The organism is Kitasatospora sp. NPDC058478, from assembly GCF_042720345.1.
In the GTDB taxonomy this organism is placed as follows: Bacteria; Actinomycetota; Actinomycetes; order Streptomycetales; family Streptomycetaceae; genus Kitasatospora.
Genome location: NZ_JBHXML010000141.1, coordinates 1 through 6,114, shown reverse-complemented (window position 1 = coordinate 6,114; position 6,114 = coordinate 1). Strand labels below are relative to the sequence as shown.

The following is a 6,114-nucleotide window of genomic DNA, read 5'->3' as shown; positions in this document are numbered from 1 at the left end:
CATCATCATCCTCGAAGACCAACTCGAAGAAGCCCTGCGCATCAACGAACAGCTCCGCCGCGACGCCGGACAGGAACCCGCAGCCGACACCTGACGGACCGGCAGGTCTCCCGGCCTGCAGTCCCCTCCAGCCGTACTGCCGCCCGCCGCAGGCGCCAGAGAGATGGGACGACCTCGCGCTGTACGCTCTGCTCACCCCGAACAGTGACACCGCAGCGCGGTACAGGACGTGGCGGCTGGAGGGCGCGGCCGGGCCGGACGCCGCCGCGGACAGGTGCTCGGGATGGTCCGCTCCGAGATGGGCGGCACCGCCCGGGGCGTCGGCGCCTTCCGCCCGCCCGCCGTGCCCGTCGTCTCGCTGGCCGGAGCCGGCCGACGGCTCCACGGCACCCGGACCAGTGGTCTGCACCCTGCTCAACGCGCTCAGCATCTCCTTGCTGTGCGGACGTATGACGCCAAGCCAGGCGGCCACTTGGCCTGCCGTCGCTATCAGGAGTCGGAGTAGCCGAGGTCGCCGATGGTCCAGCTGCTGACGTCTTCGATGGCGATGCGGTACATGCCGCCGGTGTGGGGCAGTGCGAAGTCGCCCTGAAGGATCTTCGCCCGGTGGAGATGCAGATGGGTCGGCCGTGCGGGCGGGCCGTCGAGGGGCGGGGCGAAGAGGGCGGCGAACGGCTTCAGGTGTTCCGAGGTCTGGAGGACCTCCGCCACCCGCTCCCACCACAGCGTCACCGGGGCAAGCCTTCCAGTGATCACCGCTCCGGGGACCACCACGGTCAGGGACATCTGGTTGCTGTGCTCGGACTCGACCATCGCCGCGATGTCGACGAGCAGCCCGTCAGGGTTCGACATGCCCACCAGAATAGGACATTGCCTCCGTGACCCACGGGCCTGGGCAGCGGTCATGGCAGCCACGGACCTCGCGCCGGCCGCGCGGCCGGGGGCTACGCGGCGGCGACCTGACGTGCCGGTCGGCTGCGCCGCGGTGCAGGGCAGGTGGGAGTAGCCGTGAGGGCCGGGGCGGCGCCCGGATCGTGCGGGCCGGCGGTGACGAGCAGGTCGACTCCGAGAGAGGTGACGGTGAAGCCCGCAGCGCCGAGGATCTCCGACAGGGCCAGTATCAGCGCGCTGCGGATGCCGCGGAACTCGGTGCGCCCGGCGGCGTCGGCGGGATGCGGGCAGGCGTGGAGGGTGGGTCCGATCAGGTCCTGGCCCGGACTCCATGTCAGCACCAAGCCGGTCCCCGGGCGCTGCCGGGCGGAGAGTCCGGCGGCATGGGGCGGTGCCGGCTCGAACCCTCGGAGGGGGAGCACGGCACAGACGGACTCAAACAGATGTTTGTCATCCACGCGCGGAGTTTATCGCCTGCCCAGCCCGCTGCCGGCCGTCAACGGCGGATCGTCACATGTCTTTCCGGCCATTGCCGGTGAGGCTCCGGAGCCGGATCGGCGGATGTCCGTTCGACCTGGCCGGGGCGTGCGTCCCCTGGACGGCGCACTGGCGCGTCGGTCCAGGGGCGCACCGTGTGCACTGCGGTGTTCCCGGCTGGGAACCGCGTGCGCCCTGGGTTCAGAGTCCGAACATCGCGGCATAGGGCTGGGTGATGCGTTCCCGCCCCGATCCGAAGTCGACGAGTACCGCGATGTCGCCGTCACCTTCGACCCCGACGGCCCGGCCGAGACCGTACTGGTCGTGGGTGACGCGGTCGCCGACGGCGAAGTGCTTGCGCGGCGCTTCGAGCCGGGCCGTGAAGGGCCTGGTGGGCAGGACGCGGCGAACTGCTGCAGATTTCGTCATTCCCTGCAGTATGCGCCGAAAATCGCGGGATCGGGCCTTGTTCGGCGCACTCGATTTCGGAGCTACGGCAGGAATTTCGCGCAAGCCGTCCACAATGGTCTCGGATGGCGCCGGTGGGCGTGGTGCGTCGCTTTCGCGGGTCTGCCGCGGGAAGGGCGGGCGCTCGGCTCCCGCGCGACTCTCCGCTCCCGGGGAGGACCGGTGGCCGGTACCGTAGGGGCAGGTGCGCATGCCCAACCAGGCTCCTCGCCAGCCGTGTTGGCGGTCCGGTCGCCTCGCGGCCGGGGCCCCGCAAGGGGGTTCCGCAGAGCCGGGGGTGAAATATCTGCCCGTGGCGGGTCTGGGCCTGCTAGAGTCTCCTTAGTTGCAGTAGTGGTTCCCATGAACTTTGTGTGCGCCTGCTGATGTGTCGCAGGCGCCCTTTTTGTTTCCCGGCTCTTCCCCGGGTGGGTGCTCATCGCGGCGACTCGGAGCCCGCACTGTGTGTGCTTCGGACAGCCCCTTGAAGGAGATTTCTTTATGGCTAATGGCACTGTGAAGTGGTTCAACGCGGAAAAGGGCTTCGGCTTCATCGAGCAGGAGGGTGGCGGCCCCGACGTCTTCGCCCACTACTCGAACATCAACGCCAACGGCTTCCGTGAGCTGCTCGAGGGCCAGAAGGTCGAGTTCGACGTCACGCAGGGCCAGAAGGGCCCGCAGGCCGAGAACATTCGCCCGCTGTAGTTTTTCTGCCACGGCACCCGCCAAGCAGCGAGGGGCCCGCACCGCGTACACGATGCCCGGTGCGGGCCCCTCGGCATTGCGCCACGCGCATTCCCCGGCCGTTCAGGCCCCTGGCTCCGCCACCGGCGGCCATCCCCACGCGAGACGCTCGGCGCCGCGTCCGGATCGGCGCCCTGCCGTGACACCCACGGTTCGAGGATCTTCGCTCCCGCCCCGCGCGGTGAGCGCCGACCTCAAGGTGACGTGCCGCACGGTTTCACCGTCCACGCCCCGCTTCACACTTTCGGCCCGTTCCCTCGCGACCTCCTGCTGGCGCCCCGCGCTGCGGAGCCGCCTCGCGACGTGCCGACCCAGGAAGGTTTCACATGAACCGCTCCAGCCGCTCCCCGTACCAGAACGCCAACTCCCGCTCCTCGGCCTCCTCCCGCTCCGGCGCCGCCTACGGATCCCGCTCCGGCGGCAGCTCCTTCTACGGCGACAGGCCCGCCCGCGGCCGCAGCGCCCGTCAGGGTTCCTCCGCACAGGGCGAGTTCGCGATGCCGGTGAGCACCACCCCGGCTCTGCCGGCCGTTGAAGCGTTCGACGAACTGGACATGCCCAAGGCCCTGCTGTCGGTGCTGACCCGCCAGGGCGTCACCACGCCGTTCCCGATCCAGGCCGCGACGCTGCCGAACTCGCTGGCCGGCCGGGACGTCCTCGGACGAGGCCGCACAGGCTCCGGCAAGACCATCGCGTTCGGCCTCGCCGTGCTGGCCCGCACCGCCGGCCGGCGCGCCGAACCCCGCCGCCCGCTGGCGCTCGTCCTGGTCCCCACCCGCGAGCTCGCACAGCAGGTCACCGACGCCCTCACCCCTTACGCCCACGCGGTGCGGCTGCGCATGGCCGCCGTGGTGGGCGGGATGTCGATCGGCCGCCAGGCCCACGCCTTGAACCAGGGGGCGGAGGTCGTGGTGGCCACCCCCGGCCGGCTCAAGGACCTGATCCAGCGCGGCGACTGCGAGCTGGACGGGGTCGGCATCACGGTGCTCGACGAGGCCGACCAGATGGCCGACATGGGCTTCCTGCCGCAGGTCACCGAACTCCTCGACCAGGTCGCCGAGGGCTGCCAGACGATGCTGTTCTCCGCCACCCTGGACCGCAACGTCGACCGCCTGGTCCGCCGCTTCCTCAAGGATCCGGTCACCCACTCGGTCGACCCGTCCGCGGGTGCGGTCAGCACCATGGAGCACCACGTCCTGCACGTGCAGAACTACGACAAGAACGCCACGATCGCCCACATCGCCTCCCGCGACGGCGGCGTCATCATGTTCACCGACACCAAGCACGGCGCCGACCGCTTGGTGGAAGACTTGCTCGCGAACGGGGTGAAGGCCGCGGCGCTGCACGGCGGCAAGTCCCAGCCCCAGCGCACCCGCACCCTGGAGCAGTTCCGCACCGGCCAGGTCACCGCGCTGATCGCGACCAACGTCGCGGCCCGGGGCATCCACGTCGACGGGCTCGACCTGGTCGTCAACCTGGACCCGCCGAGCGACCACAAGGACTACCTGCACCGCGGCGGCCGCACCGCCCGGGCCGGGGAGTCCGGCACCGTCGTCACCCTCGTCCTGCCCAACCAGCGCCGCGAGATGGCCCGCATGATGACCACCGCCGCCATCACCCCCGTCACCACCCGCGTCAGCGCCGGCGACGAGGAGCTCGCCCGCATCACCGGAGCCCGCGTGCCCACCGGCATCCCCACCACCATCCCTGCGCCCGTCGTCGAACGCCCCCGCCGCAGCACCTCCACGAGCCGAAACCGGCGCAGCCGCCCCGCCTACGCAGGAACCGACACCCGCGCCACCGCCGCCGGCCGCGACAACCAGGGCTCCTCCGGCCGCCGCCGGGCACCCCGACGCGTCGCCCTGGCCGCCTAGCACGTACGAGGGGCCCGGACCGCCGCCGCGGTCCGGGCCTCCACCGCCCACCAGGCGGAGAGCAAGTGTCCCGGCCCGCTCCGGCGCACCCGCCGGCCGTCCCATCGCCAGTGCCCCGATCGCCGCCGGTCCCGGCGGTGGACACGCGAAGGAGTCCGCCCATGACCATCACCCTCGAACGCTCCGCGACCACCGTCACGGTGGGCGACCTCATGAAATCTCCGGAACTGCAGATCAGCGACGACGTCATGGTCGACACGGCGATGGACATCCTGCAGAGCTCCGGCGCCGACCACCTCCTGGTCCGCGACGACGACGGCCGCTGTGCGGGGTTGCTGACCCGCCTGCACCTGGCACCGTTCCAGGCCCGGTCCTGGTACACCGAGCGGACCCCGGTCCGCGACATCGTCCTCGACCGCGCCCCGTACGCCACCCCCGACATGCCCGCCACCACCGCGGCAACCACCATGCGCTCCCGCGGCCTGGCCGTGTGGCTGGTCGTCGACCACGGCTGCCACGCCATCGGCCTGATCAGCCTCTAAACCGCCTGTCGGCGCCGACACGCCAGCCGCCGATGATTCGCCCACCGCGCGCTTCGCCGCCGCTTCGGCCCCTGCCCTCAGCGTCGGCTGCCTTCTACCGGCAGTGGATGCGCCCGGGCTGCGGGGCGTCACACGATCCTGGAATCCTCCTGCGCGGAAGCGGTCTCCGCAGGGCCGGGGCTCACCTGCAGCACCCGGTCCGCGCCGGTGCGGCGCAGCAGGGCCGTTACAGGACCGGTCGGGTTCAGCAGGTGGACTACCGTGCCCGTTTCGCGGGCTTTCAGGTGGGCGCGGATGAGCGCGTTGAGGCCGCCGGAGCCGCAGAACACCACCTGGGACATGTCGATCACCAGTTCCCGCAGGACGGAAGGCGTGTCCAGCGCGCAGTCAACGGCGGCGTTCAGGAGTGGGCCGGTGTCCTGGTCGAGTTCGCCCACCGCGTCGAGCACGTGGCCGTCCGTTCCCGGTCGCAGGCGGATGTCGAAGGCAGGGGGATGATCGAACTCCGCAAGGAGTACCCGCTCAGCGCAAGGCGAACCGCGGCCAACCAGCAGTCAGGCCCAGGTACTGGTAAGGAAGTTGCGCGCTGCGCACACTGTCGGAGCGATCCGGTCCCAAGGGCCGGCGCTATCGGGCCGACAGACCACGCGAAGTGGCCTCGGGGCCCCTTCCTGAGCCGTCTCTCGCCCGGTGGGGACTCTAGCCCTGGTCGGGGGCGCCGGCCGAGACCGGTGGAAGCGTGGGCTCGGTCCGGTCGGCGGGAAGTGGGCCGGGCTCGGGCCCACGCTGCGGGGCGCGCGTCGCGACCCGGGCGGAACGGGAGTGGATGAACGTCCCGCGCGTGTACTTCGACAGGGCGGCGAGCCGCCGTAGCGGGCGACCCCGGGGCCGGTCCGCGCTAGTGAGGCAGGGTGTCGGCCGGCCGTGCCGGTGGACAACGGTCGGCCGGCTATCGGGGACGCCGGGGAACTCGGGTCCTGGGCGGCCTGCGGTGTGCGGCTGATTGTGCTCACCGCGGGCCGGTCTCGTCGCCCTGGTAGATGGGTCAGGTGTCGGCTGCGGGTTCCTGTCCGGCGTCGCGGCGGAGCTGTTCGTTGATGCGCAGGGCTTCTTCGAGTTGGTCTTCGAGGATGATGATG

At 71.2% G+C, this 6,114-nt stretch carries 7 protein-coding genes; 3 read left to right on the top strand and 4 right to left on the bottom strand.

The features are described from left to right. Window positions 1-489: 489 nt before the first annotated feature. The 3 genes from ACFWPT_RS40555 to ACFWPT_RS40545 form a co-directional block, all read right to left on the bottom strand. A complete protein-coding gene (locus ACFWPT_RS40555) occupies window positions 490-852 on the bottom strand; it encodes a hypothetical protein (RefSeq protein ID WP_380488042.1) in 363 nt (120 codons plus the stop codon). A gap of 92 nt (window positions 853-944) precedes the next feature. Next, window positions 945-1,232, bottom strand: a complete 288-nt coding sequence (locus tag ACFWPT_RS40550; protein ID WP_380488040.1) for a hypothetical protein — start codon at window positions 1,230-1,232, stop codon at window positions 945-947. A 337-nt stretch (window positions 1,233-1,569) separates the two neighbouring features. Continuing rightward, complete coding sequence (locus ACFWPT_RS40545; RefSeq protein ID WP_380488038.1) at window positions 1,570-1,797, bottom strand: hypothetical protein; 228 nt, start codon at window positions 1,795-1,797, stop codon at window positions 1,570-1,572. A 519-nt stretch (window positions 1,798-2,316) separates the two neighbouring features. On the opposite strand from ACFWPT_RS40545, the gene ACFWPT_RS40540 reads away from it, so the two are divergent. From ACFWPT_RS40540 to ACFWPT_RS40530, 3 genes are all read left to right on the top strand, one after another. Then, window positions 2,317-2,520, top strand: a complete 204-nt coding sequence (locus ACFWPT_RS40540; RefSeq protein WP_030918248.1) for a cold-shock protein — start codon at window positions 2,317-2,319, stop codon at window positions 2,518-2,520. Window positions 2,521-2,885: 365 nt separating this feature from the next. Beyond that, a complete protein-coding gene (locus ACFWPT_RS40535; protein WP_380488035.1) occupies window positions 2,886-4,433 on the top strand; it encodes a DEAD/DEAH box helicase in 1,548 nt (515 codons plus the stop codon). Between the two features lie 161 nt (window positions 4,434-4,594). Continuing rightward, the gene (locus tag ACFWPT_RS40530) at window positions 4,595-4,975 is read left to right on the top strand and encodes a CBS domain-containing protein (RefSeq protein WP_380488033.1); all 381 of its coding nucleotides are present in this window, start codon (window positions 4,595-4,597) and stop codon (window positions 4,973-4,975) included. A gap of 128 nt (window positions 4,976-5,103) precedes the next feature. On the opposite strand, the gene ACFWPT_RS40525 is transcribed toward ACFWPT_RS40530, so the two are convergent. Beyond that, window positions 5,104-5,424, bottom strand: a complete 321-nt coding sequence (locus tag ACFWPT_RS40525; protein ID WP_380488031.1) for an STAS domain-containing protein — start codon at window positions 5,422-5,424, stop codon at window positions 5,104-5,106. Window positions 5,425-6,114: the final 690 nt, after the last annotated feature.